The sequence below is a fragment of the Aquitalea sp. genome (assembly GCF_030150775.1).
Classification (GTDB): domain Bacteria; phylum Pseudomonadota; class Gammaproteobacteria; order Burkholderiales; family Chromobacteriaceae; genus Aquitalea; species Aquitalea denitrificans.
Map to the genome: position 1 here is coordinate 1 of NZ_JASLFG010000038.1, position 25,147 is coordinate 25,147.

Below are 25,147 nucleotides of genomic sequence, written 5' to 3' on the forward strand. Positions count from 1 at the left end.
CCGGCAATCTGCTGCTGGTGGGCCTGCTCTACCTGCTCTATCGTTATTCCCGCTTCTGAAAACACATGTCATGCCGCTGAAAAACCTGTATGCCCGCCTGCCCTCGGTAGACCGGCTGCTCAACCATCCGCTGCTGGAAAAAGTGCTGGATCGCCACGGCAATGCCGCACTGGCCGAAGCCGTGCGCCAGACCCTGGACGAAGCCCGCCAGCACATCCGCAGCAACAACAGCCTGCCGCGCTGGGCAGAAGACGAACACCAATTGGCCGAGCAAGCCAGCCAGCGCGTCTGCACCCGTCAGCAGGTGCAGATCCGCCCGGTATTCAACCTCAGCGGCACGGTGCTGCATACCAATCTGGGGCGTGCGCCGATGGCGGAAGAAGCCGTCGAAGCGGTCAGCCGCGCCATGCGCGAGGCCGTGACACTGGAATACGATCTGGATGGTGCAGGCCGTGGCCACCGTGACGCCGCCATCAGCGAATTGCTACAGGAGCTGACCGGGGCTGAAGCCACCTGCGTGGTCAACAACAATGCCGCAGCGGTGCTGATTCTGCTATCCACGGTCGCGGCAGGCCGCGAAGTGGTGGTGTCACGTGGTGAACTGGTGGAAATCGGCGGGGCTTTCCGCATGCCGGACGTGATGCGGCAAGCCGGCTGCCAGCTGGTGGAAGTGGGTGCCACCAACCGCACCCATCTGCGCGACTACAGCCAGGCCATCACGCCGGACACCGGCCTGCTGATGAAGGTGCATACCAGCAATTACCATATAGAAGGCTTTACCCACAGCGTCAGCGAGGCCGAACTGGCAGCACTGGCGCATGAACACGGCCTGCCGGCAGCCACCGACCTGGGCTCAGGCGCACTGATAGACCTGTCTGCCTACGGCCTGCCGGCGGAACCGATGCCACAGCAAATGATTGCCCAGGGGGTGGATCTGGTCAGCTTTTCCGGCGACAAGCTGCTGGGTGGTCCGCAGGCAGGGCTGATCATCGGCAAGAAGAGCTGGATAGACAAAATCCAGCAGCACCCGCTCAAGCGCGCACTACGCTGCGACAAGATGACACTGGCGGCACTGGAGGCCACCTTGCGGCTTTACCTGCAGCCAGACAAGCTGGTACTCAAGCTACCCACGCTGCGCCGCTTGGTGCGCCCGCAGGCCGATATGCAACAGCAGGCCCAGCGCTTGCTGCCGCTGCTGCGTGATTTTGCCGGCAGTGATTTCGACACCGCAGAGCAGGCCTGCCTGTCGCAGATTGGCAGCGGCTCATTACCCGTAGACCGCCTACCCGGCTGGGCCATTACCTTCAACCCGCGCGATGGCCGTGGCAGCACACTGGAAGCGCTGGCTACCCGGCTGCGCAACCTGCCCTCCCCGGTGATTGGCCGGCTGTATGATGGCAAGCTGTGGCTGGATTTGCGCTGTCTGGAAGACGAAGCCACTTTTCTGGCGAATCTTGGCCTGACAGTGCAGAGCGCAAACCCCAGCTAGCCGTGCCAGCGGCTCCAGCCCAGAATCAGCACAAAGGCCGCCACGCCCCAGCACAGGGTGGCGGCAGCCAGCGCCCAGGGCAGGCGCAAACGGTCCAGCAGGCAATACAGGCTGAACAGGTAGACAAAATATGGCAGCAGCGACCACATGCCAAACAGCACCGTGGTCTTGAGCGCCAGAGCGCCGCGTTCGCTGCCGACAATATAGTGGGCAATCAGCGCAAAAGTGGGAAATAGCGGCACCAGGCCGGCGATATAGTAATTGCGCGAGCGCGACAGCAGGCTGATCAACACGACGGCCAGCGCCCCCAGCAGGGACTTGAGCAACAGAGCCAAGGTCATTCCGGAGCAAGATGATTAACAGGTGCTATTTTGACATGATCGGCAGCTAACACCTGCGAAATGCAGATCATTCTTATTATTGTTTTTATTTACCAATCAATAAATTTCAATTAATAAAAACTTAAGCCAGCTGTGGCATACTGCACTCCCCACCCGATCCGGACCACCTTGCCATGACCATACACACCAGCCATTCCCCACACGAAACGATAGATGAAGCCGCCCGCAACAAGGCCGCTCACCGCAGCACCATGGTCAGCGTCTGGGTCAATATCGTGCTGGCAAGTGCCCAGATCCTGATCGGCGTGTTTGCCAAATCACAGGCCCTGGTGGCTGACGGTGTCCACTCGCTGTCCGACTTGCTGTCCGACTTTGTCGTGCTGCTGGCCGGCCATCACAGCCGCAAGGCACCGGACGATGACCACCAGTATGGCCACCAGCGTTACGAAAACGCCGCTTCGCTGGTGCTGGGCCTGCTGCTGCTGGCGGTGGGCATTGGCATGCTGTGGTCTGCCGCCGTCAAGTTTCACGACCCCTCATCCATCCCCACCGTGCACAGCGTGGCGCTGTGGGTTGCCATCACCGCACTGGTGGCCAAGGAATTGCTGTTCCGCTTCATGCTGGCGGTGGCGCAGCGGGTGCGTTCCAGCATGCTGGTGGCCAATGCCTGGCATGCACGCTCGGATGCCGCCTCCTCGCTGGTGGTGGCCATCGGCATCATCGGCAACCTGATGGGCTATCCGATTCTCGACCCGGTTGCCGCACTGATCGTGGGCTTCATCGTGGGCAAGATGGGCTGGAGCTTTGCCTGGAACTCACTGCACGACCTGATGGACCGCGCCGCCGACACCGAAGAAACCGATGCCATTCGCACCACCCTGCTGGGCACCAGCGGCGTCCGTGCGCTGCACGACCTGCGCACCCGCAAGATGGGCGATCTGATCCTGGTGGATGTCCATCTGGAAGTGGATGGCCACATGAATGTCTTCGATGCCCACACCATTGCCGAGCAGGCACGCGAACGGGTGATGGCGGCCCATCCGGTACTGAATGTGATGACCCATATCGACCCGGTTGGCCTTGAACACCCGGCAGACCGCTCCATCGCATGATTTTTGCCACTGCCGGCCATGTCGATCATGGCAAAACCGCCCTGCTGACCGCACTGACCGGCCAGAATGCCGACCGGCTGCCGGAAGAGAAAAAGCGCGGCATGACCATAGACCTGGGTTATGTCTACCTGCCGCTGGCGGACGGACGGGTCGCCGGCTTCATTGACGTACCAGGGCACGAGAAATTCCTTTCCAACATGCTATGCGGCCTGTCCGGCATTCCGCACGCCTTGCTGATCATTGCCGCCGACGACGGCATCATGCCGCAAACCCGGGAACATCTGGCCATCCTGCAGCTTAGCGGCATTGCGCAACTGACGGTGGTCATCAGCAAATGCGATCTGGCCGATTCAACCCGGCAGCAGGCGGTGGCCGACGACATCCGCCAACTGCTGGCCGCCAGCCCATGGCCAGCGGCACCGGTTTTCTTTGTCTCCAGCCACAACGGTACCGGTATCGAGCCACTGCGCCAGCACCTGCTGCAACACCTATCAGCACTTCCCTCCTCTGCCGGCCAGCGCTTTCGCCTGGCCATAGACCGAGCCTTCAGCCTCAGCGGAGCCGGACTGGTGGTTACCGGCACCGCACTAGGCGGCCAGGTAAGGGTTGGCGACCGGCTCTGGCTCAGTGGCAAGGATGACCCACTCAGGGTGCGTAGCCTGCATGTGCAAAATACCGCGGCGCAGTCTGGCCAGGCCGGGCAACGCATCGCACTGAATCTGACTGGTGATATTGAAAAGAAAGACATCCAGCGCGGTGACTGGCTGTTTAGCACCACAGCACCTGCACCAAGCAGCCGCATCACGGTCAGCGTGCAGGCCATCGCCCCCTTGCGCCACTGGCAGGCTTTGCATATCCACCATGCAGCACGCCACATTACCGGACGGCTAGCACTGCTAAACCGCAGCCAACTGGCTGCCGGAGAAACCGCCCTGGCCGAACTGATGCTGGACCAGCCATTGTGGATGGTTTGCGGTGATCAGCTGATCCTGCGCGATGCCAGCGCACGCGACACCCTGGCCGGTGCACGTCTGCTCGAATTACAGGTACCGGGCCGCGGCAAACGCCAGCCAGCCCGGCTGGCTTATCTGCAGCAATTGCAGCACACCACGCTCACCCCGGCCGACAGACTGCAACTGCAAAGCCGGCAGCAGGCCGTGGTGCTACAGGACTTTGCCTGGGACATGCAGCTGGATGAACCCGCCCTGCAACAATTGCTGCAAGCCAGTCCCGGCCAGCAAGTGGCCGGCCGGTTCTATCACCCGCAACACTGGGCCGGCATGCAGGAAACCCTGCTACAACGACTGGCCATGCTGCACCAGCAACAGCCGGACCAGTTGGGTGCCAGCCGAGGCCGCCTGCGCCGCCTGGCCCTGCCCGGCGAACCCGAAGCCACGGTCAACCAGCTACTGGAACAGCTGCTGCAACAAGGCCGGCTGAAACAAACCCGGGGCTGGCTGCACCTACCTCAACATGTGCTGGTTTTCACACCGCAGGAAGAGCAGCAATGGCAGCGCCTGGCACCCTGCTTTGTCGGCAATGAACCCCACTGGGTGCGCGACCTTGCCAGCACCCTGGGTGAGGATGAAGGGGAGACACGCCGCCTGCTGCACAAGGCGGCGCGACTGGGTCATGTCATGGCCGTGGTGCAGGACCGCTACTTTTCCAGCGCCAACATGCATGCAATGGCTGACATCATCCGCCAGCTTTGCCAGCAGCACGGCCACGCAGATGCCGCCACCTTCCGCAACCAGCTGAGCTGTGGACGCAAGCTGGCCATCCAGATTCTGGAGTTTTACGACCGTACCGGCTTCACCCGCCGTCTGGGAGATCGCCATCTGCTACGTGAGAGTCTGCTGTTTGGCGGCATGGAATCCACGACAGGACCGCACACTTTCCCGCCGACCTGAAACCGGTATAATCAGCCGACATGGAAGAGAGGCTCCCCCGGTGGGGTGGCTGGTCTTCAAAACCAGATGGGGCCGCCAGCGGTCCCGGGTGGGTTCGACTCCCATTCTCTTCCGCCATCAGCAAGCCATGCCAAACCACTGAAAGCCTGCTAGAACCCAAGACCCGCAACGCTTTCATTCTGAATTTCCAGATGCAGTAGGGGCTTCCGGCGGCTCTCTGCGGCGCGAGAATTCGCACAAAATTCGCACGACAATCCCTAAGTTTTTCAACATCACCAAAAGCAATTTCAGGCACATGGGCCAGCATGGGCCACCAATTTATCGCGCAATCAGTTGCCAATATTTAAACAAAATTTAAAAAATAAGAAGTATTGCATACACTTTGTTAATTTTTCCCACTTAGGGTCAAGTTTCGTCCAGGCCTCAGCATGTCAAGAAATGCAAAAATATGTTAGTTCGTATACACTTTCGAACAAAGTCTAACTATTTAGCATACTCAAATGTCCTCACAACAAGCAGAAGCGGTAATTAAACAGTTCGCTGAAAGCAGGAATGATAGTTCAATTTCTGTACTCGAATTTATTGGGATATTAACAATCTGGATTGCAATGATTGCAATATGCAATCCCATTGGAAACTTCCCGTTAAATGATGACTGGGCATATGCAGACTCTGTAAGAAAATTACTGGAGGGCAAGATTGTTCTACACGACTGGACAGCAGCAAATCTGTTCAGCCAATTATTCTGGGGTGCACTATTTTGCAAAGCCTTTGGCTTTTCTTATACAACACTCAGAATATCATCTCTAGTTCTCGGCTTTATTGGAATACTTATAACGTATCAACTGGCCTTACAACTAAGCAAGAACAAGCAAACAGCATTTGCGTTGTGCATTTTAACTGCAGTCAATCCAATATTCTTTGCATCAAGCAATACCTTCATGACGGAAATTCCGTTTTTTGCATTTTCCTTAGCTTCAATTCTATTTCTGACAAATGCATTCAGAAGCTCGTCTTGGGTTGACATATCAGTTGGAACTGTGTTCGTTATAATTGCCATGCTTTCTCGGCAGATTGAACTAGCAATTCCAATGGCATTTGCTATCGCATACCCAATAAACAAAAAAATAAATACTAAAACACTACTACAAGCATCGCTACCTCTAGCGATCTGCATACTAACACAAATTTTATTCAAAGCCTGGCTGGAAGCAGAGAACAAAATCCCATTCACTTACGGCTATCAAATACACCTATTAAAAGAAACATTGAAGCTCCCGCCATTAGAAATGGCAAAAATAATCTATAGCAACACCATAAAATCCATCACGCTAATTGCATTTTTTTGCTCACCATTTGTTTTTCTCAAATCAAAAACAAAGTCCAAGGCAAATACGGCATATATTATTACAACAATATTACTTTCAGCAGTCACATGGAAATATGCAATTCCACATACATTCCCGATAACTGGAAACATTCTAAACAAAGGTGGAATTGGCCCCGGAAGTTACGAATACTCTCCATCAAGAAAACTGACACAAATTTGGACAGCTATCGGAGTTATATCTACATTTGCAAGCATTGCAATGATTGCAAATTTTGCCAGATATCTATTCAAATCATTCAAATTTATAAGAGAAAAAAACCTCAACCCAATAAAACTTCCACTATTTTCATACTAACAACTCTAATATACCTTGCCCCAGTAGAAGCAATTGATGGGATGTATGATAGATATTTCATTATTCCTTTCGTAACAATTCCACTATTCATCCTCTCCATTGAGAGTGAAAATGAAAACAAGAGTGAACATACCATTTCAAGAGGCTACTCAGCCATATTTATTGCATTCCTAACAATAACAACAACTGCCCTAACTCATGACTACCTAGAGTGGAACAGAGAAAAATGGAACTCACTCAACTCTCTCTTAGAGAAAAAAATACAGCCACAAGAAATTAATGGTGGATTTGAATTTAGTGGTCAATACTTGTATACAAATTACACCAAGAATAACAAGAAAGGCTTCTGGGTAATAGATGACAAATACAAAGTAACAACATCAACAAAAGATGAAGCCACTGAAAACTACACAATTCTGAATAAAAAGAAAATCAACACATGGCTACCAATGAGTATCAAATACGTGTACACCTTGCGCAGAAATAATTAACATGAATAAGCAATTTTTTAAATTCATTGCCACAAGCGCAACATCAGCAGGATTTAATTTTTCATTTAGAATTTTATTTAACCAGTGGCTAACATACTCCCAATCAATTTTTGCAGCATACATAATATCAACAACAATTGCCTTCATTCTTGCCAAGAAATTTGTATTTAGCAACAGCACAGAGAGTACAAAGAACTCAGCAATAAAATTTATCATTGTAAATATATGGGGAATGTTTCAGACATGGGCAATTAGTCTATCAATGGTAAATTATATATTACCGACAATAGGCATAACAGATCACACTCATGAGATTGGCCACTTCCTTGGACTTTCATCTTTGGCGATTAGTAGTTTCATGGGGCACAAATATTTCTCATTCAAAACTCACAAAAGCATTCAGGAAGATGCATGAACCACTCTACTTCTGCATGAATCCGCATGATCCGGGTTAGGTGACTTCACCACACGAAAGCCTTGCTACGGGCCGTTTACGGGGCAATCATGCAGGTGCAAGTTTTCCGACACGTTAAGTGGGCGGGCGAGGCGGGGCTTCGATTGCGCGCGCTGGGGGTCCAGAGGGGTGTTTTTGGATATTTTGGGAATTGGCTATGTGTGCCGGTATTGAATTCGCCGGGCGGCAGATACTCTGGTCTGATGACAACCCGCAGCTGCCCATGCTGAGGAAGGACGGCAGCATCTGCTGGGGTGCGTGGGGCAAGGCATTCACTGAGGCCAGGCGCGACATTCCTGCCGGTGGATGGGCCAGGCTGGAAAGCATCAGGGACGGGAAGTGGAAGCGGTATCACCCGGTTGCGGTGAAGATACCGGCCACCGCATTCATGGAGAAAAACGCCAAGGGCGAGGCGGTATGGTTCCCGCTGGTGTCAGGCATCATAATTCAGGGCGCGGCCATTGAAACCAGCAACGAGATCATGACTGCATGAATGGGGAAGCAAGGACGTTCGAGTCTACGTTGTCACCATGCCAGCAGATGAAACCGTCCGGCCAGTCCATGACAGAATGCCGCGCCTGATAGTACAGCCGTAAAAAATGCGCCTCGCGGCGCATTGTCGTTTGGGGTAACGGTCAGGCTGCAGCTGGGTCGGTGAAACGGATATGGGGCCATTCATCATGATGCGCCTTGCTGCGGCATCACTAGGTATCAAGCTGACCAGTGGTATAGGAATTCTGGGCAAACTTGGCGCGATGCTGAGGTGGATTGGCCGTGTCATTGCCTTTGTCGGACGCCTGTTCCTGTTCAATCCGATTGGGCTGGTCATTACCGCCATTGCCGCCGGAGCCTATTTGCTCTGGCGCAACTGGGACACCATCGGGCCGAAGTTCGCCGCCATGTGGGAAGCCATCAAGGCCGCATTCGCTGCAGGCTGGGAATGGGTCAAGTCATCCACCAGCGCCGCGCTGCAGTGGTTCTTCAATCTGCCAGCCCGCTTTGTCGAGTTGGGCAGCCAGATCATGCAGGGCATGGTGCGCGGCATTGAATCCGGGCTGGCCAAGGTCAAGGACGCCATTACCGGGGCCGGTGACGCCACCATCACCTGGTTCAAGGAAAAGCTGGGCATCCACTCCCCTTCCCGCGTATTTGCCAAGTTGGGCGGCTTCACCATGGCCGGGCTGCAGCAAGGCATTGCCGGTGGGCAGGATGGCCCGCTGTCTGCCGTGCTGGGCGTGGCCAAGCGGCTGACCGCTGCGGGGGCAGGTATCGCACTGGGCGTGGCCGGGCCTGCCATGGCCAACCAGCTGGACCAGCGCGGGCCGATGCGCGCCACGCCGCCAGCGGCAGCCGTCGCCGCACCCGCGCCCATCACCATCACCATCCACGCGGCACCGGGCATGGATGAAAGAGCACTGGCCCAGGCCGTTGCGCGGGAACTGGCGCGCCAGCAAAACCAACAAGCGGCAAACCGCCGCAGCCGCTGGGGAGATAGTGACTGATGCTTGGCTTGCCGATGCTGGCCTTTGGCCTGTTCGTGTTCAATATGGAAACCCTGCCCTATCAGGAATTCAAGCAGCGCTATGGCTGGCGCTGGGCCAGCAATACCCGCGTCGGCTTGCGCCCGGCTTACCAGTTTCTGGGCAAGGACGAAGAAGCCTTCACCCTGTCCGGTGTGCTGATGCCGGAACTGACCGGCGGGGATACCGCGCTGGACCTGCTGCGCCTGCAGGCAGACCAGGGAAAGGCATGGCCGCTGCTGGAAGGCACCGGTACCATGTATGGCTTTTTCATCATGGATGGTCTGGACGTGGGCCGTACCGAGTTTTTCAGCGACGGCAAGGCGCGCCGGATTGAATTCACCATCACGCTGAAACGGGTAGACGTCAGCATGATGGACCTGCTGGGTACCATCACCCGCAGCATTCTGGAGTTGGCACAATGATGGACAGCATCACTGACAGCCTGATGACATCCGCCAGCGCCGTGCTGGATCAGGCTGGCCAGCTGCTGGGCAGCCTGCAGGCATTCACCCAGCCAAAGCAGCCCGCCTTCACCATCACGCTGGATGGCAAGAACATCAGCAGCAAGCTGGCAGACCGGCTGATCAGCCTGACCCTGACTGACAACCGGGGCTTTGAGGCCGACCAGCTGGACATTGTGCTGGATGACGCTGACGGCATGCTGGACATTCCACCGCGTGGCGTCACCATCAAGCTGGCGCTGGGCTGGGCTGGCCAGCCGCTGGTAGACAAGGGCAGCTATATCGTGGACGAGGTAGAGCATACCGGCAGCCCGGACACGCTCACCCTGCGCGCCCGCGCCACCGACCTGCGTGCAGGGCTGGCCGCCAAGCGGGAAAAGTCGTGGCATGCCACCACGCTGGGTGTCATCGTGCGCGCCATCGCCAAGGCCAACAACCTGACCGCCGCCATACCGGACTGGATCGCCCGCCAGAAGGTGGAACACATCGACCAGACCAACGAGAGCGACGCCAACTTGCTGAACCGGCTGGCCCGCCGGTTTGATCTGGTGGCCACCGTGAAGCATGGCAAGCTGATTGTCTGCAAGGCCGGGGATGCGGAAAGCGTCAGCGGCAAGCCCTTCCCCACCTGCCTGATTACCCGTGCAAGTGGCGACCAGCACCGTTTCAACGTGGCAGACCGCAATGCCTACACCGCCGTAAAGGCGCAGTGGCAGGACATCCAGCGGGCCAAGCGCGGGGAAGTCATTGTGGACGCCAACACCCGTTTTGAACGCCGGGCCACGGTCACCAAGCTGGGGAAAAAGAGCAAGCGCACCAAGCTGGCTGCCATCCAGGCCAAGGGCATCGAGCCGAGCGCCAGCAACGTGAAGGTGCTGCGCCATGTCTATGCCAGCGAGGCCACTGCCCTGCAGGGTGCCAAGGCCGCATGGCAAAAGCTGCAACGCGGTGCAGCGGAATTCAGCATCAAGCTGGCCGAAGGCAGGCCGGAACTGTTCACCGAGCTGCCGGCCAAGGTGCAGGGATTCAAGCCTGTCATCGACAGCCAGGCATGGGTCATCAACAAGCTGACCCACACGCTGGGGGATGGTGGGCTGGTGACGGATATTGAACTGGAAATGAAGTTGGATGAACTGGAAAGCTAGCTGCAAGTGGGAAACGATTACAACAGCAGAACCGTTGATTCTTTTGTATGTCACACAGTTGATGCTACATTGAACCAGAAGTTGTACAATCGCGCGCTTTGATCGAACCATAGCACTGTTTGTTCATCTCCCCAATGAAAGGAGGACAATATGAGCATGACGCCTGTTGAACTTCTCCAGCGGTATTGGGATGGAGACCTACCTGTGAAGGTAGAAAACATCGCTAAAGCCGCAGGTTTACGCGTTCGGCACGCTCTTGGCCGAATTGAAAACAAGTACAGTGGCTGCATCGAACGCATGGACGATGGCGTGTATCAAATCAACGTTGACTTGACTGAGTCGCCATTACGCCAGCGTTTTACCATCGCACATGAACTTGGCCACTGGGCACTTGGTCACCTAGATGACAGAACAACCTGCTTCCGGGATGGTCCTGCTGACTTTTCCAGCAATGCCATGCAGCCACTAGAGCGTGAAGCCAACAACTTTGCGGCACAGTTGTTGATGCCTGATACACTGGTCAAATACGTGATTGATCATCAAGGAGTGAATTCTCTAGCCGACTTGGCCAATGTATTTTCAGTCTCACAAACTGCCATGTCTTACCGGCTGAGAAATCTTGGTTTAGTTAATGCCTGAGACACCCACGATAACATCCAATAGTGGGGATATCGACCCGCTAGTTGCGAAATTTACTCAACAAGCCGGAGCAGAGTCAGCCTTGAATGCTGTCGATGCTACGGCTTTTTTTGCGCAACCTCACCAAACCGGCCCTGACTTAAGTCAGGATATTGGAAGTAACACACAAAGCGTCCAAGATACAATTGCCTTTCAGGAATCGGCTGACCGTAGGGCAATGCAGCGATCTTTGTTCAACAGTGCAATATCGCTATCCGTTTTGATGTTTTCTTTTGCGGCAGTCTTGGCTGCCGTTATTGTTAGCAAGGCAACAGACGCCAATAAATTCGATTGGCACTTACCTTTGTTGGCAGCCGCATTCGTAGTGCCACCCACCTTAATACTGATTGCCATCATCCGTGCCATTTATCCGTCGTTGGCCAAGTCTGATGATAAAGACAACCTTCCTGCGCTCAATCTGGTCAAGGAAATCGCTGTCGCAATCAAAGAAGCCGCGAAGGCGGTAAAAGGCTAAGAGCCTTGAGCTGGACGGATGAAACGACAAGGCCCCATGTCTGGGGCCTTTTGCATTAGAGGTCAGTCAGCAAGCATCTAAAAAGCAACCGCATCAGAAAAATCATGCTCATGAATGATTTGCAATCGAACGCCAGACTTGCGCAGTTCGACAGCCCTTTCAACTTTCCGGCCATAGCAGGCATAGGCCCAGCAGGGATTCCCTTCCGCTCCAATCACCAGATAATCCACCTTGGCCGACACTGACGAAGACACCTCTCCGCCACGCGACTCCACCAGTGCGGCCAACTCCTTGCGACCATAGCGGGATGACGCCCCGGTAAAGCAGAAGCGGGAGCCTGCAAAAACGATGTCCGGACAAACGGCGCACAGGCCGGCCAGCGTACCGCCTTCGGCAACAGACGGGCTGACAATGGTTCTGTCATCCAGTACCGCGATGAACTCAGTAAAGAAGTCACGCAGCAGCAGCTGTTCCTGTGCGTCAATTTTCTTGTCAGCCATCACCGTGGTCACCAGGCTGCCGACTTCATCGTAAGGCCAGCAGGACTTCAAATGATCGTGCTCCTCCAGCCAGTCCGACAGGCCGCGCAACTCCTCCTCGGTCACCACACCATCCGCCATGATGCCGCCAAGCAAAGCGTGCAGCCGTTGCAGGTCGGATGTGGTCTTGTCGTAAAACTCACTGGAGCGCAGCCGGTTGCACAACCACAGCAAGTCTGCCTTTTGCTCCGCATCAATGTTGCCGCTGTCCACCCAGCTGCGCACAACAGGCATCAGCTCGTTCATCGGGTGCCGGTTGCCAAACTCATGACAGTCATCCAGCCACTGCTGCAAAAAGCCAAACTCGGACTGACTGACCATGCCATCTATGGCAATGCCTTCAATCAGTCCGTGCAGGGTATTGATAGCTTTGTCCAGCCGGGAACGACTGGTGAAACGGATAAGGGGTGTATTTTCAGCGCGCATGATGGAGTCCGTAAGGGTGCAAGTTAGGACGTTTGAATTTTTACTTGCAGTGTATCACGCACCTGAAATGTGAATCACAAACAGAAAAGCCCAGCGGCATGGCTGGGCTTGTAGGCTGACCGTTCGGATAGGGGGCTGGGATTGCTAACGATCTGCCTGCGAATTGACTACCTGCCTGCGTAAACTCCACCAGCAGGCAAGGCCTGCTGCAGCGCCGCTGACGGTTGCAACCCAATAAAATTCTGTGATTTTTTTATGAATTAATGGCACTTCAAAATCAGTAGGATGCATAGGCGCTAACAACCAGCAAACAAGCAGCAAGAGAAGGCTGGCGTTTAGCGACGCGCCAAGAACGTAGACCAGACAATGTGCCAGCCTGCGCCGCCGTTGCCAGAATGTGAACAGCAAGTAAGGGCCGATAGAGAAGACGCCGACAAACAAGAAGCACCAACAGAACAGGAAAAACGTCGTGCTTTCTATCTGCGGAATTGCGCTCAAGAATACAACATGTATATATCCCATGAAGAGCAGCGACCCGGTAAGCAGACCGGCCAGGTATGGCCCCATGAAATGCTGCGGCTTGCGTTCTACCGTTTCCATTGCACTCAATTCCAACCTGATAAGTAATGCAGGTCCCTGGAAATCACTTCCGCAAGTACGCCCAGCAAACCAGCCCGGCAGCGGTTCCACTGAGGAGAAATCGGGGAAGCACAGCACTGGTGCTGAGAAGTTTCACTCCGTCCATCTGCACACCTGGGCTACTCGCGATGCAGTGGTAAAGCAGCATCAGACCAAGGGATGTAACAACCGCACCACTCACGTAAAAAGCCCAATGGTATAGCGCGAACTTCTCTGATAACCAGATGCAAAGACGATAAGGCAAGACCGCAAGCAACGCTGCGCAGAGCCAGACAAAAGCAAAAAACACGGCCCCCATCATCAGCACATTGCCAATATCCGAACCACTCCTGACCCAGAGCCAGAACCAGGTGATTGTTTGACACAGCGCGAAAACCAGCGCACCGGCAGTCACCGCCAACAAGTAGGCAAAACGGATTTGCTGGGCGTCCTGGAATGTTGCCGGTCTGGAATTCATGTGTGTTATAGCGCGTTGTACGCCTGCATTACTGCCAGAGTAACCGCCCTGCCCTTGTCATCCAGCTTGCCGAACTGTTCCAGCACGGCAGACTGCTCGTTGCTGAGTGCGCTGTTGTTTCGTGTACCTGTCACTACGTACAGGACATTAAAGCCAGCAGTAGCCCAATTCTGAAGTGTTTCCGCATTGGGTGCGCGATCACCTCTTTCATAGTTCTGGTAGGCGGTAAAGCTGATGTCACCAGCTTTTGCAGCCTCTGTCTGGTTTAGGCCAAGTCTATTGCGCTCCTCGCTCAGTCGTACAGAAATACCCACAAACGTGTGCCTCACAGTTGACTTTCACCCGAAAGTTGGTATTACGCGGCTTGTAACTCACAAACGTACACATAGTAACTCACATGCACAGCAAGCCAAAAGCCTACGGGCCGCGTGGTGCGGCCAAGCAAAAGCCGGTGCAGATGCGACTGCTGGCACAGGAGCGCCGCGAGTTTGAGCGCTTGTGTCGGGAGCAAGGCGGTTCGGAAAGCAGCATTGCCCGCGCCATTTACCTTGCCGGCCTGCCGGTGTGGCTGGCCCAGCGCCAGCAACAGCAACAGCAAGCCACCGCATAACTGCACTTTAGTCATTGACCAGCAGTTGGTAAACCTCTGGAAACTTCGGTTTCCGTTGAATTCAGGACAAATGGATATGGACTTCATCCGCATCAGCTTCCAGAAAATGTGTAAGGCAATGCCTGGTGGCTGGTCCGCTATGGCTGCAGCTATGGGCCTGTCGCTGCCGAATCTGGAAAACCGCGTGTACAACCGCCGCAACCAAGCCATGGATGTTCACGAAGCGCTGCAGCTGCAGGAATTCAGCGGTACCGCCCTGTTTGCCGAAGCCGTCGCCCAGGTGTCTGGTGGTGTATTCATCCCGATGCCGGCCATGGGAAAAATCGACCAGTCTGAGATTGGCCAGATTTACATGGAACTGGTGGAGGAAGTGGGCAAGCTGGCCCGCGAGTGGCGCGAAGCCACCCGCGATGGCGAAGTGGACCCGAAAGAGCGCCAGCGGCTGGAAGAGGTGCACGCTGCCATCTGCACCAAAGTCACCCAGATGAACCACCTGACATTTGAAGTGTTCTGCAAGGATGCCAAGCAATGAGCGCTCGCCCCTGCCCTGCCTGCGGTGAAGCCGCACTGATTACCCGTACCAGCCGCTTGGTCACGCTGGTTACTTGGCAGAACTACTACGCCTGCAAGGTATGCAATCAGACCTATACCGGCTACGAAAGCCTCGATGGCCGTCTTGGCGAAGGCTTTGTGCCGCCGGAAGAGCACTTGGCCAAGGTGCCGCTTTCCCCAGCAGCAGAACGCCAGCGCGCCCGCGACATTTACCGGGCAGCGCGCCGAACAGAGCCTGACGATCAGTTGGCTCTAGGCTTCTAAGCCACACCACCACTAACAATCCGCCCCTTTTCAAAGTGAGCCCGCGAGGCCCACGGGGTACTGCTACGTCCAAAACTCTGGAGGCCATGCCATGAACCTGCGCCGCGTTGAACTGCAAGACGGTACTACCTGCTACACAGCCGCCCCACCGTGGGTGGCCAGATGGGCCACGTTGACACCGAAATGGTGATGCGTACTTACGGCAAGTGGATACCAGACCCGGACAAGCGCGGCGGCTATCAGCCAGTCAACAATTGGCAGCTGCCGCCGCACACGAAAACCGCATGACAAAAAGCCCGCAGATCGCGGGCTTTGCTTATTCTGGCGGTCACGAAACCGCGTCACGATATCGCACAACTGTCGCACAAATGATTGTGCGAAATGCTGAAACCATTGCCACACAAGGCTTGCAGAGCATGACGCCGTAGGTTCGACTCCCATTCTCTTCCGCCAGTATTCCTGCTCGCAAAACCAGCCATCAACCGGCATATCAGCAATAAAAAACCCGCACACTGGCGGGTTTTGCTGTAATGGCCACCGGAAAATCCTGGCCCGGCGTTTTGCTTCCTCAAGCGGCCATGCCTTTCAGTGCGCGGCGATAGTACTCAAGATAAACCCCGTAAAGATGATGCAGCACGCTGGCACTACGTCGTCCCGACTTGGACAGGCATGCTTGCCGGGCGGCATTCAACTCACGCAACTCATACGGCATCAGCACGATCTCATCTCGCGACTGGAAAACCGAATAGGCCGATTTCAGATTCTCGATGACATGCTGGATCAATCTGGCTTCCGGTGAATGCACATTTACATACAGCACATGAAATGCCTTGAGCAGTGCAATCATCTGGATGATCCGGTCACCGTCCGCCTTGCCTGAACAAAGATCTGCACAGCAGGAAGTCAAATTCTGTTTGATATTTACCATGTTGCCACACTGACCTTCACTGACTATTACCGGATGCCATGCTGCAGTTGGCATCATGATCTCACCCGGATTCACCACCTCATCCAAAAAACCCGACCAGCGGGCAGAAGAATGCATGCCTGCCGATACTCCGGAGGGCTGCCCCAACATGTATAGCCTGCCAAGGATAACACTCTTACCCGGCTTGCCAAGTGAGCGCAGCAAAGCAAAACAGCAGTAATACACAAGCCATTACATATAAGTCATAACAAGTCATAAATACCAACCCAATTTCACTAAGCAAACTATCAGCCATTTTCCTGGCCGGAGTTTGCCTGTCTCCGCTCGTGATATTGCAAATTGGGGTTCTTTCAAGGCTTTCATCACCCCACAGCCATCTTCTATAACAAATTATAAAAGCCCATACGGGTTCGGGGATAAGATAAATGTTCAATCAGCACCTGAAACAACAGATTGCCAGCCTGGAGAGGCAACTTTCTGCAAGCAAGCAGCTGGAAAACGCACTGGATCACTCCATGGCGCTCATCCGGTTCAGCCCGGATGGCTGCATTACCGATGCCAATCAGAACTTCCTCGACACCATGGGTTATGCCACCCGTGATGAACTGCTGGGCAAACCGCACAGCCTGCTGTGCGAGCCAGCATACTCGGTCAGTACGGATTATCGGCAGCTGTGGGAAAGGCTGCGCCGTGGCGAGTTCTATCGCAGCCAAGTGTGCCGCCTTACCCGAGATGGCCGCACCATCTGGCTGCAGGCAACCTATACCCCGGTCAAGGATGAAAACAACCATGTTGTCAGCATCATCAAGCTGGCAACCGATATCAGTCGCAATGTCGCGGAAGCCACCCGTAACCAGGCCATCCTGCAAGCCATCAACCGGGCAATGGCCGAAATAGAATTTACGCCGGATGGCCTGATCCTCAATGCCAATGACAATTTCCTGCAAGCCACCGGTTATACCCGTGACAGCCTGATTGGCAAACCACATCGCATACTGTGCACTGCCGAGTTTGCCGCCAGTGCGGAATACGTCGCGCTATGGGAGCGCTTGCGTAGCGGCCAGCATTACAGCGGGCGCATATTGCGCCAGAGCCGCGATGGCAAGCTGATCTGGCTGGAAGCCAATTACAACCCGGTACTGGACGAGCAAGGCCGGGTTGGCAGCGTCATCAAGTTTGCTACAGACATCACCGCCCAGATCTCCCTGCAACACATGGAAAGAGAGTCGGCACTGCTGGCTTACGCTACCGCGCGCGAAACCCAGTCACTGGCCAATGCCGGGGTGTTTGACATCGAACAGAGCATCGAGGAAATCATGACCATGGCCGGTGATATTGAACGTGGTAGTCAGCAGGTGCAAAAACTGGGGGATCGTTCACAGCAAATCGGCTCCATCGTGCAAACCATCAAGGAAATTGCCGACCAAACCAATCTGCTGGCCTTGAATGCCGCTATTGAAGCAGCCCGCGCCGGCGAGATGGGACGCGGCTTTGCCGTGGTGGCAGACGAAGTGCGCAAGCTGGCAGAGCGTACATCCAGCTCTACAGTGGAAATCAACAGCATGGTGCAGGATATCCAGGTACATACCCGTACCGCGGTATCCAGCATGGACAGCCTGCTGGAACAGGCCAATGGCAACGTGCAGCTATCCCAGCGGGTAGGAGAAACCATTTCCCGCATCAACCACCAGGCCAAGGGCGTTGTCGAGGTGGTAAGCCGCTTTGCCGACATGAAAAGCCAGCAAGAGCAGAGCAGGCCCTAGCGCCCAAGGGTAAATCCGAATTGGCAGCAGCAGCATGGACATTATCTAATGTAACCTGAACCCTGCTCCTGCCTGTCGGAGGCCCTGCGCACCATGAAAATCGGCCTGTTCATTCCCTGTTTCATCAACGAACTGTTTCCCCATGTGGCCATGGCCACACTCGAACTGCTGGAAAGCCTGGATTGCGAGGTGGACTATCCGCTGCAGCAATCCTGTTGTGGTCAGCCGCTGGCTAATAACGGCGACAGCAAGGGCGCTTGTGATGCAGCCAAGCGCTTTACCGATGTCTTCCATCAGTATGACTATGTCGTTGCGCCCTCTGGCAGCTGCGTCTCCCATGTAACCCACCACTACGACTGGTATATCGCCGACAACCGTGACTATCAGCAGCTCAAGCCCAAGGTGTATGAAATCATCGAATTTCTACAGGATGTGCTGAAACTGGAAAAGTTGCCCAAGCCGGTGTACTTCCCGCACAAGGTGTCCATTCACCAGAGCTGCCACGGCCTGCGTGAGCTGCACCACGCCAGCCCGTCCGAACTGATGATGCCCTACCACTCGCGGCTGGAAGACATCCTCAAGCTGGTTGATGGTGTGGAAGTGTTGCTGCCGGAACGCCGTGACGAATGCTGCGGCTTTGGTGGCACCTTCTGCGTTGACGAGCCCGAGCTATCCACGGCCATGGGCGAGGACCGCATTGCCCAGCATGAGGCCACCGGCGCGGAATACATCGTCGGTGCCGATCCTTCCTGTCTGATGCACATGGGCGGCATCATCCGCCATCAAGGCAAGCAGATCCGCCCGCTGCACATCGTGGAAATCCTCACCGGTCGGGGAGAACGCACATGAAGGACGACAGCGTAAAACACCCGCAGGCTGCGGCAGAATTCCTCAAGGATCGCGCACAGGCCAAATGGCACGACAGCGCCATCTGGTGGGTACGGCAAAAGCGTGATGCCCAGGCCAAGCAACTGCCGGAATGGGAAGAACTGCGCCGGCTGGCCCGCGAGATCAAGGCCCATACCCTGTCACAGCTGGACGATTACCTGGCCCAGTTTGAAGCCAATGCACAAAAGAATGGCGTCACCGTGCACTGGGCAGCCGATGCCGACGAGCACAACCGCATCGTGCACGGCATTCTGGCAGCACGGCAGGTCAAGAAGCTGGTCAAGTCCAAGTCCATGCTTACCGAAGAATGCGGGCTGAATCCCTACCTGGAACAGCGCGGCATCGAGGTGGTGGATACCGACCTGGGCGAGCGCATCGTGCAATTGCGCCACGAAGCGCCCAGCCATATCGTGATGCCGGCCATCCACCTCAAGAAAGAGCAGATTTCCGAACTGTTCCACAAAGAGTTGGGTACCGAAGCCGGCAATAACGACCCCACCTACCTCACCCACGCGGCACGGGCCAATCTGCGTGAGCACTTCCTGACCGCCGATGCCGGCCTGACCGGGGTCAACTTTGCCATTGCCGAAACCGGTGGCGTGGTGGTGTGCACCAACGAAGGCAATGCCGACCTTGGCACCAGCCTGCCGCCCATTCACATCGCCAGTATGGGGCTGGAAAAAATCATCCCCAAGCTGGAACACCTGGGCGTGTTCACCCGGCTGCTGGCGCGTTCGGCCATCGGCTCGCCGGTGACGACCTATACCTCGCATTTCCACCAGGCCCGTCCTGGTGGCGAGATGCACATCGTCATCGTCGACAATGGCCGCAGTGACATTCTGGGCAATGAGGAGTTCTATCAAAGCCTGCGTTGCATCCGGTGCGGTGCCTGCATGAACACCTGTCCGGTATACCGCCGTAGCAGCGGCTTCAGCTACAGCTACATCATTCCCGGCCCCATCGGTTCCACCCTTGGCCCCAGCCGTGATATGAAAAAGCACGGCAGCATGGCTTTTGCCTGCAGTACTTGTGGTTCCTGCTCCAATGTCTGCCCGGTCAAGATCAATCTGCACGAACAGCTGGTACTCCATCGCAAGAAGGCGTTTGACCAGAACCTGCTGCCAGCCGGCAAGAAAATGGGCCTGCTGGCCATGCGTTTTCTCACCCAGCACCCGGCATTGTTCGACCTGGGTGGCAAGGTCATGCGCAAGGTGGTGCCCATCATTCCGGAAAGCCTTACCCGTCATAGCGCCTGGAGCCGGGCTGGCCGTGATCTTCCGCCCATGCCGGCACAAAGCTTCAAGGAGCTGTACCAGCAGCGTAATCAAGACAAGAAGGACAAGGAGGGCAAGCAATGAGCGCCCGTGACAGCATACTGGCCCGCATCCGCCACAACCGCCCGGCAGCAACAGCCTTGCCGGACATCCATGCCGTGCCGTTTATCCGCTACGACAACCAGTTTGAAGCGTTTGCCACGCTGATCCGTAATCTGGGCGGCGATGCCGTACAGATGCAGCCAGGACAGAGCGTGGCCAGCATCATTGCCGAGCGCTGGCCTGAGGCTGGCCGCAGCGTCGATCTGACCGTACCGAACCACGAAGAAGTAGATGACCCGCATGCCTGGCACGACGTCGATGTCGCCATCGTACCCGGTCAGCTAGCGGTAGCGGAAAATGCCACGGTCTGGGTCAGCCATCCGGACAACCGTTTCCGCTCCATTTATTTCCTCACCCAGAAACTGGTGCTGGTAGTGCCGCGTGAGTCCATGGTGGATACCATGCGCGATGCCTATGCCCGCATTGACATGGCGGAGCACGGCTTTGGCAGCTTCATTTCCGGCTCGTCACGCACCGCCGATATCGAACAAAGCCTGGTGATGGGCGCCCATGGAGCCATGGTGGCGCTGGTGATTTTTATTTAGTTGTACGCACGGAGCATTGCTTCCTTGGGCCCCTGCGGGGGCCTTTTTTCATGCCTGCTTGCACCATGAAAAAACCGCCGGTCTGACGACAGGCGGTTTTCCCTAGTTGCCACAGCAGGCAATCAGCGGCTTGCTTCCACCTTGTAGCGCGGCGGCAACAGCAGGGCCGGAACCTCGCGCTGCGCCTTGCGGCTGCGACGGCTGCTACCGGCAGGCTTGATGGTTTTCAGGCCTTCACCCGATTTGCCTGCCATCAGTGCGGACGCAGGTACCGACATAGGATCGCGCTGGACTTCCCGCACCGGAGCACGTGCAGCCGAGTGGCCATAGTCGCGACCACCCTCACCACGGGAAAACTCGCGACGCGGTGCCGATTCCTCACGCGGCGCAGCTGCACCCGGCTGGAAGCCTTCCACCACCTGCGGCGTCAGTGTCTGGCGAGTCAGCTTTTCAATGGCCTCATGCTGGCGGGTTTCCGCCGGGCTCATCAAGGAAATGGCGATACCGCTGGCACCGGCACGGCCAGTACGACCGATACGGTGTACATAGTCTTCTGGCGAATTGGGCAGTTCGTAATTCACCACGAAAGGCAGTTCGGTAATATCCAGGCCACGGGCTGCCACATCGGTGGCCACCAGCACGCGCAGACTGCCGTCCTTGAAGGAAGACAGGATTTCCAGGCGCGAAGCCTGAGCCTTGTCGCCATGGATGGCTTCCGCCACCAGACCATCGCGCTTCAGATCACGCGCCAGTTGGTCGGCACTGAGTTTGGTCTTGCAGAACACGATGACCTGACTCATGTCACGGCTCTTGATCAGGTGGCTCAGCAGATGGCGCTTGCGACCGGCATCCACCGAATACACCAGCTGTTCCACTTGCTCGTTGGTAGCATTCTGCCGTGCCACTTCCACTGTTTGCGGGTCTTTCATGAAGTCCGCAGCCAGGCGCTTGATTTCCGCCGCAAAGGTAGCCGAGAACAGCAGTGTCTGCCGCTCCTTGGGCAGCATGCTCATGATCTTGCGGATATCCTGAATGAAACCCATGTCCAGCATGCGGTCCGCTTCGTCCAGTACCAGTACTTCTACCTTGTTCAGCTGAATGGTTTTCTGCTGAATGTGGTCAAGCAGGCGACCCGGCGTGGCAATCACCACCTCTACACCGCGGCGCAGCTCGGCAGTCTGCGGATCCATATTCATGCCGCCAAACACGGTGGTAGCACGCAGCGGCAAATACTTGGTATAGGTTTTTACATTCACGCCAATCTGGTCGGCCAGCTCGCGTGTAGGCGACAGCACCAGTGCACGCACCGGATGCATGGCCGGGGAAACACTGGTATTGGCAAACTTTTTCAGGCGCTCAAGAATGGGCAGCATGAAGGCGGCAGTCTTGCCCGTGCCCGTTTGTGCGGCAGCCAGCAAGTCCCGACCGGACAATACCAGCGGAATGGCTTTGGCCTGGATCGGCGTGGGTTCGGCGTAACCCTGTTCTTCAATGGCACGAAGAATCTCGGGCGACAGCCCGAGTTCGGAAAACAGCATGTGTGTGCTCCTGCAATTCGGTTGGGCGATGTCATCGCAGCATGCGACACATCCCCTTGTTCATGAACATGGCCTAGCCAAAATGGCAACGCCGCCCATCAGGGGCGGCGGTTAGCAGGCATCAGGCCATGTGGTTGGCGACACTGAGCAACAGGACGACAAACAGCCATAGCAAGGCTGAACGCCAGACCAGTCCGACGGCACTTTTCAGAAAGGCCGGATCTGCCTCGTCACCCAGGCCCAGTTCGGGCCGGAACTTGATGGTGTAATCCTGTCTGAGCGGATCGCCCAGCTTGACCCCCAGCGCACCGGCCGCCGAGGCCAGAAGAATGCCGTTGGCGTAGTTGCCCCAGGTTCTTGCCTGCGAGCGCCAACAGTAAACAGCATCTTCAAAATCGCCCATTACCGCGAAACTGGCGGCAGTAAGGCGTACCGGCAGCCAGTCCAGCCAGGCTGCGGCACTACCGGCAAAACGGCCAAAACGGTCCTCCTCTGCCTGACGGCTGCCCCACTTCTGTCCCAGCATGCTGCACAGCCGGTACAGCAAGGCACCGGACGGGCCGGGCAGCAGTACAAACCAGAACATGGTGCCAAAAACATGGCGGTAGCTGTCTACCACACCTTGCTCAATTGCCAGCCGGGAAATCTCGCCCACCGACAGCTCGGCTGCAGGCTGACCAGTCCAGCGGGACAGCGCGATACGTGCGTCCAGATCACGTCCTTCCGCCAGAGCCAGCGAAATCTCGGAAAAAGCGCTGGAGAAATGGCGAAAGCCCATGGTGAGGTAAAGCACCAGCACATTCCACAGGATGGCCAGCAGCGGGTTGGCTGCATAAAGCGCGTAGTACACCCCCAGGCTTAGCAGCACCGGTGGCAGGATGGCCAGCATCCACGCAAACACGCCGTGCCGGTTGGCACCGGCATTCAGGTTGCGTTCCAGGTGGTTGGCGTAGCGGGTAAACACATGCCATACGCGGTTACGGTTGCCCAGGGGGCGCAGCTGTTCAAGTGCCAGCGCAAATATCAGGGAAATCAGGGTCATCAGATTATGGATGGTGGTTTGCTCAGGCCCAGTCGCGAAGATACCACAAAGGGACAGGTACGCCCACCACATCGCATGTACTGCGCGACATGTCAGGGGAAATGCGAATCAGGCAGAGCCGAGAAAACGGCGTCCGCCAACCGGCTGTGGCTGCTGGCCGCCGCGATCGTAACTTAGGGTCGCAGCTGCGGCCTGGCGCAGCACGGCCAGTGACTCCTCGACCTGCCCCAGTTGCTGTTCAATGAAGCTGCCATTGAGCTGATTGATGCCCTGTGCGCGGTGGATCAGGTCTTCCAGCGCCAGCCAAGCCTGACGTTCTTCAGGCTTGTCCGCCAGCCAGATATAGACGGTATCGCTGTCGGAAAGACCAAGCGACTTCATCAGCCGGGCACGACTCTGGGAGTGCACGGCCAGCTCGTCCAGCACCTTGCTTTTGCTGTCAGCCAGATCTTCCAGCAGATGCACCTGACCGGCAATCATCACCTGCTGCTCCTGCTGCAGCAGTTCCACCAGCCGGGCCACTTGTGTGGCCTCGGCACGGCACAGTTCGGCAAAACCTTGTTCTTGCGTCATCGCAGCGTGACCATCGTGCCGGTGATTACTGGTTCAGCAGCTCTTGCGTGGACGCAATCAGGCTATCGGCAATCTTTTCCGGGTTAACCGAGAAGGTTCCGGATGCAATGGCATTCTTGATGGCATCTACTTTGGCGGCATCAAAGGCCGGGGCCGTGTCAGCCTGTGCTTCCAGCGCACTGATGCTGCTGGCCAGCGGATTGATTTTCACGCTATCGGTCGGGGTTGATCCGACACCAGCGGCCTGCGTGCCGGCATCGCGTCGGGCCAGCTTGCTCTGGCCGCTATAGGCAGCAACGGCACTACCCGAGTTGTCGATTTTCATGGCGGAACCTTCCAAACTAGCTAGGGGTTTCTCTATTATCGGCTGAAAAAGCAAACTCTTGAAATATTTATCAATAACTCAGACTGACCGTACCATCCGGCTGCACCACGCCACGAATCACCCGTCCGCCGCTCAGACGCACCGATACGGCATCCCCCACCGCAGCATTGCCATTAGCCACGCCTTCGGACAGCACGCTGAAACCATCACCACCCGCCTCAACCTTGACCGGCTGGCCAGCCCTTACCATGTATGGCGCATGCACCATGAAGGAACGTAGCCAGCTGCCAGCCGGTGCCCCGCTACGCATGCTCTGTCCAATCGCCAGATCAAGACTGGTAATCACATTGCGCGCCATGGCCGGGTTGGCCACATCCACCAACTTGACGTCCCCCGCTTGCAACACTTCGCCGGCACTGACCGAACGGGTCAGCACCACGCCCAGTTGCTTTTCATTGATACTGACTGGCAGGCGTATGCTCCAGCCGCTATCCGGGCAGGCCAGCACCAAGGCGGTATTGCCGCTGGTCTGCGCCGCATTGGACCAATCTACCCTGGGGTTCTGGCAGACGGGCAGTACCAGCCGGCGATCCAGCTTGCCCAGTTTGTAGCTGGCCTGGCGATGGCTGACTTCCTGCTGCATGAACCGGTCGGCCAGTTTTTCCAGCACGCTCATGTCCTGGTTGCCCGCCGCCAGTACCAGACCGGGCAGCAGCCAGGCCAGAATCAGATAAGGGAATTTCATCCTGTCATTGTATCCGCTAGGTTTACTCATGCGTACCGGAATGCAGTCATCCGATCGGATGCAACACCGGCCTGCTGGCGAGCACAGCATTCAGAGCTGAATATCGCCCAACAGTTGCCAGCATCCATAAAAAAAACAGGCCCTGTCGAGCCTGTTTTGTCCTGAATATACGA

Annotated in this window: 31 protein-coding genes and 1 tRNA gene; 21 read left to right on the forward strand and 11 right to left on the reverse strand. The window is 56.2% G+C overall.

The window, feature by feature from the left end; genetic code table 11:
• Positions 1-70 precede the first annotated feature (70 nt).
• The gene (selA, locus tag QVF59_RS13850; protein ID WP_287880700.1) at positions 71-1,489 is read left to right on the forward strand and encodes an L-seryl-tRNA(Sec) selenium transferase; all 1,419 of its coding nucleotides are present in this window, start codon (positions 71-73) and stop codon (positions 1,487-1,489) included.
• Here the strand turns inward: selA and QVF59_RS13855 are convergent.
• Entirely contained in the window at positions 1,486-1,830 is a 345-nt protein-coding gene (locus QVF59_RS13855) for a GlpM family protein (protein ID WP_502866810.1), read from the reverse strand. The two genes, selA and QVF59_RS13855, sit on opposite strands and share 4 nt — an antisense overlap.
• Before the next feature lie 173 nt (positions 1,831-2,003).
• Between QVF59_RS13855 and QVF59_RS13860 the strand changes: the two genes are divergently transcribed.
• From QVF59_RS13860 to QVF59_RS13915, 12 genes are all read left to right on the forward strand, one after another.
• Complete coding sequence (locus QVF59_RS13860) at positions 2,004-2,942, forward strand: cation diffusion facilitator family transporter (RefSeq protein ID WP_287880703.1); 939 nt, start codon at positions 2,004-2,006, stop codon at positions 2,940-2,942.
• Entirely contained in the window at positions 2,939-4,852 is a 1,914-nt protein-coding gene (gene selB / locus QVF59_RS13865; protein ID WP_287880705.1) for a selenocysteine-specific translation elongation factor, read from the forward strand. Before QVF59_RS13860 ends, selB begins: the two co-directional genes overlap by 4 nt.
• Positions 4,853-4,874: 22 nt before the next feature.
• A tRNA-Sec gene (locus tag QVF59_RS13870) sits at positions 4,875-4,969 on the forward strand.
• Positions 4,970-5,352: 383 nt separating this feature from the next.
• Positions 5,353-6,537: an ArnT family glycosyltransferase gene (locus QVF59_RS13875; RefSeq protein WP_287880707.1), complete on the forward strand. Its 1,185-nt coding sequence runs from the start codon at positions 5,353-5,355 to the stop codon at positions 6,535-6,537.
• A 41-nt stretch (positions 6,538-6,578) separates the two neighbouring features.
• Entirely contained in the window at positions 6,579-7,028 is a 450-nt protein-coding gene (locus tag QVF59_RS13880) for a hypothetical protein (RefSeq protein WP_287880709.1), read from the forward strand.
• A gap of 1 nt (position 7,029) precedes the next feature.
• On the forward strand, positions 7,030-7,443 hold the full coding sequence (locus QVF59_RS13885; RefSeq protein ID WP_287880711.1) for a GtrA family protein: 414 nt from the start codon (positions 7,030-7,032) through the stop codon (positions 7,441-7,443).
• A 196-nt stretch (positions 7,444-7,639) separates the two neighbouring features.
• Complete coding sequence (locus tag QVF59_RS13890) at positions 7,640-7,975, forward strand: hypothetical protein (RefSeq protein WP_287880712.1); 336 nt, start codon at positions 7,640-7,642, stop codon at positions 7,973-7,975.
• A gap of 172 nt (positions 7,976-8,147) precedes the next feature.
• Positions 8,148-8,984, forward strand: coding sequence for a phage tail tape measure protein (locus QVF59_RS13895; RefSeq protein ID WP_287880714.1), 837 nt, complete (start codon positions 8,148-8,150; stop codon positions 8,982-8,984).
• Positions 8,984-9,427: a phage tail protein gene (locus QVF59_RS13900; RefSeq protein ID WP_287880715.1), complete on the forward strand. Its 444-nt coding sequence runs from the start codon at positions 8,984-8,986 to the stop codon at positions 9,425-9,427. Before QVF59_RS13895 ends, QVF59_RS13900 begins: the two co-directional genes overlap by 1 nt.
• Positions 9,424-10,611 (forward strand): phage late control D family protein, encoded by a 1,188-nt coding sequence (locus QVF59_RS13905; RefSeq protein WP_287880717.1) that lies wholly within the window; start codon positions 9,424-9,426, stop codon positions 10,609-10,611. The genes QVF59_RS13900 and QVF59_RS13905 overlap by 4 nt, the downstream gene beginning before the upstream one ends.
• Positions 10,612-10,761: 150 nt before the next feature.
• A complete protein-coding gene (locus tag QVF59_RS13910) occupies positions 10,762-11,250 on the forward strand; it encodes an ImmA/IrrE family metallo-endopeptidase (RefSeq protein ID WP_287880718.1) in 489 nt (162 codons plus the stop codon).
• Positions 11,243-11,764 (forward strand): hypothetical protein, encoded by a 522-nt coding sequence (locus QVF59_RS13915; RefSeq protein ID WP_287880720.1) that lies wholly within the window; start codon positions 11,243-11,245, stop codon positions 11,762-11,764. Before QVF59_RS13910 ends, QVF59_RS13915 begins: the two co-directional genes overlap by 8 nt.
• Before the next feature lie 77 nt (positions 11,765-11,841).
• On the opposite strand, the gene QVF59_RS13920 is transcribed toward QVF59_RS13915, so the two are convergent.
• From QVF59_RS13920 to QVF59_RS13935, 4 genes are all read right to left on the reverse strand, one after another.
• Complete coding sequence (locus QVF59_RS13920) at positions 11,842-12,729, reverse strand: BRCT domain-containing protein (protein WP_287880721.1); 888 nt, start codon at positions 12,727-12,729, stop codon at positions 11,842-11,844.
• Between the two features lie 144 nt (positions 12,730-12,873).
• Entirely contained in the window at positions 12,874-13,329 is a 456-nt protein-coding gene (locus tag QVF59_RS13925; protein ID WP_287880722.1) for a hypothetical protein, read from the reverse strand.
• A gap of 43 nt (positions 13,330-13,372) precedes the next feature.
• A complete protein-coding gene (locus tag QVF59_RS13930) occupies positions 13,373-13,825 on the reverse strand; it encodes a hypothetical protein (protein WP_287880723.1) in 453 nt (150 codons plus the stop codon).
• 5 nt (positions 13,826-13,830) lie between these two features.
• Entirely contained in the window at positions 13,831-14,139 is a 309-nt protein-coding gene (locus tag QVF59_RS13935; protein ID WP_287880724.1) for a helix-turn-helix domain-containing protein, read from the reverse strand.
• Between the two features lie 83 nt (positions 14,140-14,222).
• Between QVF59_RS13935 and QVF59_RS13940 the strand changes: the two genes are divergently transcribed.
• From QVF59_RS13940 to QVF59_RS13955, 4 genes are all read left to right on the forward strand, one after another.
• Entirely contained in the window at positions 14,223-14,435 is a 213-nt protein-coding gene (locus tag QVF59_RS13940) for a hypothetical protein (RefSeq protein WP_287880726.1), read from the forward strand.
• 106 nt (positions 14,436-14,541) lie between these two features.
• Positions 14,542-14,967: a YmfL family putative regulatory protein gene (locus QVF59_RS13945; RefSeq protein ID WP_287880789.1), complete on the forward strand. Its 426-nt coding sequence runs from the start codon at positions 14,542-14,544 to the stop codon at positions 14,965-14,967.
• Entirely contained in the window at positions 14,964-15,251 is a 288-nt protein-coding gene (locus tag QVF59_RS13950) for an Ogr/Delta-like zinc finger protein (RefSeq protein ID WP_287880728.1), read from the forward strand. The genes QVF59_RS13945 and QVF59_RS13950 overlap by 4 nt, the downstream gene beginning before the upstream one ends.
• A gap of 162 nt (positions 15,252-15,413) precedes the next feature.
• Positions 15,414-15,539 (forward strand): hypothetical protein, encoded by a 126-nt coding sequence (locus tag QVF59_RS13955; protein ID WP_287880730.1) that lies wholly within the window; start codon positions 15,414-15,416, stop codon positions 15,537-15,539.
• A gap of 280 nt (positions 15,540-15,819) precedes the next feature.
• Here QVF59_RS13955 and QVF59_RS13960 read toward each other — a convergent pair whose 3' ends face one another.
• A complete protein-coding gene (locus QVF59_RS13960; RefSeq protein WP_159879312.1) occupies positions 15,820-16,296 on the reverse strand; it encodes a hypothetical protein in 477 nt (158 codons plus the stop codon).
• A 308-nt stretch (positions 16,297-16,604) separates the two neighbouring features.
• On the opposite strand from QVF59_RS13960, the gene QVF59_RS13965 reads away from it, so the two are divergent.
• From QVF59_RS13965 to QVF59_RS13980, 4 genes are all read left to right on the forward strand, one after another.
• Positions 16,605-17,942 carry a methyl-accepting chemotaxis protein gene (locus QVF59_RS13965; RefSeq protein ID WP_287880731.1) on the forward strand — a complete coding sequence of 446 codons (1,338 nt, stop codon included), beginning with the start codon at positions 16,605-16,607 and terminating at the stop codon, positions 17,940-17,942.
• A gap of 93 nt (positions 17,943-18,035) precedes the next feature.
• Positions 18,036-18,791 (forward strand): (Fe-S)-binding protein, encoded by a 756-nt coding sequence (locus QVF59_RS13970; RefSeq protein WP_287880733.1) that lies wholly within the window; start codon positions 18,036-18,038, stop codon positions 18,789-18,791.
• Complete coding sequence (locus QVF59_RS13975; RefSeq protein ID WP_287880735.1) at positions 18,788-20,188, forward strand: lactate utilization protein B; 1,401 nt, start codon at positions 18,788-18,790, stop codon at positions 20,186-20,188. Before QVF59_RS13970 ends, QVF59_RS13975 begins: the two co-directional genes overlap by 4 nt.
• Positions 20,185-20,751 (forward strand): LutC/YkgG family protein, encoded by a 567-nt coding sequence (locus tag QVF59_RS13980; protein ID WP_287880737.1) that lies wholly within the window; start codon positions 20,185-20,187, stop codon positions 20,749-20,751. Before QVF59_RS13975 ends, QVF59_RS13980 begins: the two co-directional genes overlap by 4 nt.
• A 122-nt stretch (positions 20,752-20,873) precedes the next feature.
• On the opposite strand, the gene QVF59_RS13985 is transcribed toward QVF59_RS13980, so the two are convergent.
• The 5 genes from QVF59_RS13985 to flgA all read right to left on the reverse strand — a co-directional run bounded on the left by QVF59_RS13985 (position 20,874) and on the right by flgA (position 24,974).
• Positions 20,874-22,289 (reverse strand): DEAD/DEAH box helicase, encoded by a 1,416-nt coding sequence (locus QVF59_RS13985; RefSeq protein ID WP_287880739.1) that lies wholly within the window; start codon positions 22,287-22,289, stop codon positions 20,874-20,876.
• 121 nt (positions 22,290-22,410) lie between these two features.
• Positions 22,411-23,331: a CobD/CbiB family protein gene (locus QVF59_RS13990; RefSeq protein WP_159879324.1), complete on the reverse strand. Its 921-nt coding sequence runs from the start codon at positions 23,329-23,331 to the stop codon at positions 22,411-22,413.
• Positions 23,332-23,439: 108 nt separating this feature from the next.
• Entirely contained in the window at positions 23,440-23,904 is a 465-nt protein-coding gene (locus QVF59_RS13995; protein WP_159879326.1) for a flagella synthesis protein FlgN, read from the reverse strand.
• A gap of 25 nt (positions 23,905-23,929) precedes the next feature.
• On the reverse strand, positions 23,930-24,229 hold the full coding sequence (gene flgM, locus QVF59_RS14000; RefSeq protein ID WP_159879328.1) for a flagellar biosynthesis anti-sigma factor FlgM: 300 nt from the start codon (positions 24,227-24,229) through the stop codon (positions 23,930-23,932).
• A 70-nt stretch (positions 24,230-24,299) separates the two neighbouring features.
• Entirely contained in the window at positions 24,300-24,974 is a 675-nt protein-coding gene (gene flgA / locus QVF59_RS14005) for a flagellar basal body P-ring formation chaperone FlgA (protein WP_287880741.1), read from the reverse strand.
• Positions 24,975-25,147 lie beyond the last annotated feature (173 nt).

Excerpts from the sequence above, each read along its gene's own strand:
- selA (WP_287880700.1), top strand. The coding sequence starts at position 71 with ATGCCGCTGAAAAACCTGTATGCCCGCCTGCCCTCGGTAGACCGGCTG.
- QVF59_RS13855 (WP_502866810.1), bottom strand. The coding sequence starts at position 1,830 with ATGACCTTGGCTCTGTTGCTCAAGTCCCTGCTGGGGGCGCTGGCCGTC.
- QVF59_RS13860 (WP_287880703.1), top strand. The coding sequence starts at position 2,004 with ATGACCATACACACCAGCCATTCCCCACACGAAACGATAGATGAAGCC.
- selB (WP_287880705.1), top strand. The coding sequence starts at position 2,939 with ATGATTTTTGCCACTGCCGGCCATGTCGATCATGGCAAAACCGCCCTG.
- QVF59_RS13875 (WP_287880707.1), top strand. The coding sequence starts at position 5,353 with ATGTCCTCACAACAAGCAGAAGCGGTAATTAAACAGTTCGCTGAAAGC.
- QVF59_RS13880 (WP_287880709.1), top strand. The coding sequence starts at position 6,579 with ATGTATGATAGATATTTCATTATTCCTTTCGTAACAATTCCACTATTC.
- QVF59_RS13885 (WP_287880711.1), top strand. The coding sequence starts at position 7,030 with ATGAATAAGCAATTTTTTAAATTCATTGCCACAAGCGCAACATCAGCA.
- QVF59_RS13890 (WP_287880712.1), top strand. The coding sequence starts at position 7,640 with ATGTGTGCCGGTATTGAATTCGCCGGGCGGCAGATACTCTGGTCTGAT.
- QVF59_RS13895 (WP_287880714.1), top strand. The coding sequence starts at position 8,148 with ATGGGGCCATTCATCATGATGCGCCTTGCTGCGGCATCACTAGGTATC.
- QVF59_RS13900 (WP_287880715.1), top strand. The coding sequence starts at position 8,984 with ATGCTTGGCTTGCCGATGCTGGCCTTTGGCCTGTTCGTGTTCAATATG.
- QVF59_RS13905 (WP_287880717.1), top strand. The coding sequence starts at position 9,424 with ATGATGGACAGCATCACTGACAGCCTGATGACATCCGCCAGCGCCGTG.
- QVF59_RS13910 (WP_287880718.1), top strand. The coding sequence starts at position 10,762 with ATGAGCATGACGCCTGTTGAACTTCTCCAGCGGTATTGGGATGGAGAC.
- QVF59_RS13915 (WP_287880720.1), top strand. The coding sequence starts at position 11,243 with ATGCCTGAGACACCCACGATAACATCCAATAGTGGGGATATCGACCCG.
- QVF59_RS13920 (WP_287880721.1), bottom strand. The coding sequence starts at position 12,729 with ATGCGCGCTGAAAATACACCCCTTATCCGTTTCACCAGTCGTTCCCGG.
- QVF59_RS13925 (WP_287880722.1), bottom strand. The coding sequence starts at position 13,329 with ATGGAAACGGTAGAACGCAAGCCGCAGCATTTCATGGGGCCATACCTG.
- QVF59_RS13930 (WP_287880723.1), bottom strand. The coding sequence starts at position 13,825 with ATGAATTCCAGACCGGCAACATTCCAGGACGCCCAGCAAATCCGTTTT.
- QVF59_RS13940 (WP_287880726.1), top strand. The coding sequence starts at position 14,223 with ATGCACAGCAAGCCAAAAGCCTACGGGCCGCGTGGTGCGGCCAAGCAA.
- QVF59_RS13945 (WP_287880789.1), top strand. The coding sequence starts at position 14,542 with ATGTGTAAGGCAATGCCTGGTGGCTGGTCCGCTATGGCTGCAGCTATG.
- QVF59_RS13950 (WP_287880728.1), top strand. The coding sequence starts at position 14,964 with ATGAGCGCTCGCCCCTGCCCTGCCTGCGGTGAAGCCGCACTGATTACC.
- QVF59_RS13955 (WP_287880730.1), top strand. The coding sequence starts at position 15,414 with ATGGGCCACGTTGACACCGAAATGGTGATGCGTACTTACGGCAAGTGG.
- QVF59_RS13960 (WP_159879312.1), bottom strand. The coding sequence starts at position 16,296 with ATGCATTCTTCTGCCCGCTGGTCGGGTTTTTTGGATGAGGTGGTGAAT.
- QVF59_RS13965 (WP_287880731.1), top strand. The coding sequence starts at position 16,605 with ATGTTCAATCAGCACCTGAAACAACAGATTGCCAGCCTGGAGAGGCAA.
- QVF59_RS13970 (WP_287880733.1), top strand. The coding sequence starts at position 18,036 with ATGAAAATCGGCCTGTTCATTCCCTGTTTCATCAACGAACTGTTTCCC.
- QVF59_RS13975 (WP_287880735.1), top strand. The coding sequence starts at position 18,788 with ATGAAGGACGACAGCGTAAAACACCCGCAGGCTGCGGCAGAATTCCTC.
- QVF59_RS13980 (WP_287880737.1), top strand. The coding sequence starts at position 20,185 with ATGAGCGCCCGTGACAGCATACTGGCCCGCATCCGCCACAACCGCCCG.
- QVF59_RS13985 (WP_287880739.1), bottom strand. The coding sequence starts at position 22,289 with ATGCTGTTTTCCGAACTCGGGCTGTCGCCCGAGATTCTTCGTGCCATT.
- QVF59_RS13990 (WP_159879324.1), bottom strand. The coding sequence starts at position 23,331 with ATGACCCTGATTTCCCTGATATTTGCGCTGGCACTTGAACAGCTGCGC.
- QVF59_RS13995 (WP_159879326.1), bottom strand. The coding sequence starts at position 23,904 with ATGACGCAAGAACAAGGTTTTGCCGAACTGTGCCGTGCCGAGGCCACA.
- flgM (WP_159879328.1), bottom strand. The coding sequence starts at position 24,229 with ATGAAAATCGACAACTCGGGTAGTGCCGTTGCTGCCTATAGCGGCCAG.
- flgA (WP_287880741.1), bottom strand. The coding sequence starts at position 24,974 with ATGAAATTCCCTTATCTGATTCTGGCCTGGCTGCTGCCCGGTCTGGTA.